The sequence below is a fragment of the Brevibacillus sp. NRRL NRS-603 genome (assembly GCF_003013445.1).
Taxonomy (GTDB): Bacteria; Bacillota; Bacilli; order Brevibacillales; family Brevibacillaceae; genus Brevibacillus; species Brevibacillus formosus.
The window spans coordinates 1-981 of record NZ_PXZN01000035.1 but is presented as its reverse complement, the minus strand read 5'-3'; the positions used below and the strand labels follow the sequence as shown (position 1 = coordinate 981).

General features: G+C 39.1%; 1 protein-coding gene. It reads left to right on the top strand.

What is annotated here, in order from left to right; translation table 11 throughout:
* Nucleotides 1-188: 188 nt before the first annotated feature.
* Nucleotides 189-981: Ig-like domain-containing domain (locus C7R94_RS23990; RefSeq protein WP_106785239.1), on the top strand; the 793-nt coding region annotated here is incomplete at its 3' end.

Here is a 981-nt window from a genome sequence, read left to right as displayed (position 1 = left end):
CTTTTTGGAGTGGAGACGGAGGAGGCCCGGAGTTTGCTCCGAGTTTTCTAATTTAGGAAGGTCACGATGGATGAAAGAGTTCCTAGTCCAAAATAACCGTATTTTTATTTCGTGTAAAAAACTGTATGTTACGCCTTAAAAATGAAATACGATTTTTATGTACACAAAAACTATTTTGGAGGAGAAGTATGAAGAAGTTATTTCAAGCCTTACTCGCAGTAACACTCATGTTCAGTCTAACCCTAAACAGCAACAACGTATCAGCAAAATCGGAGCAAGAAGAGCTTGGTGTACCGAATCAGTTCCTTGATGATGAGCAGCTAGAGGAAATTGACGCGAAATTCAAAAGTGAATACCAACTCGATAGCACGTATATTTCAGACAACCTAATCAGTTATCCAAAGCCTGGGGATGTGTTCGTATCAGTTTCTAATCCTATTATTGCGCAGACAGATGTTCCTACAAACATTCAACCTGCGCTTACATTCTCGGTGCCAATTGCTTTTGACAATGATCCGTCAACAGTAGTATCTCTCTATAAGGTTAAAGGAAAATCACCAGTCAGCGGAAAATTGGAGATTAAAAATAACACCCTCTATATTCGTCCTGACAAGGCTTTGGAATCAAATACGAAATATGCGATCGAGATAGACAAAGGAGCAATTGTAAGCACCACTGGTTCTACTAAATTGATAGATAAGTATTCAACTCAGTTTGTGACCAGCAACAACCAAGCGCCTATAGTAATCGATGTAAAGCCGTATGAAGAGGAAACAAAAGTGGATGTAAATGCGGTGATTACAATTAAGTATGATCGCAAAGTAAAAAGTGGCACAAACGAATTCCTATTAATGGATGAAAATGCTGCGGAGGTTCCTGCAACTTTTATCGTCAAAAATGACACTGTAACGATCCAACCGAATGCACCTTTAAAAAATAATGTAGAGTACCTCTTAGCGGTAGCTCAAGGAGCAGTAAAGG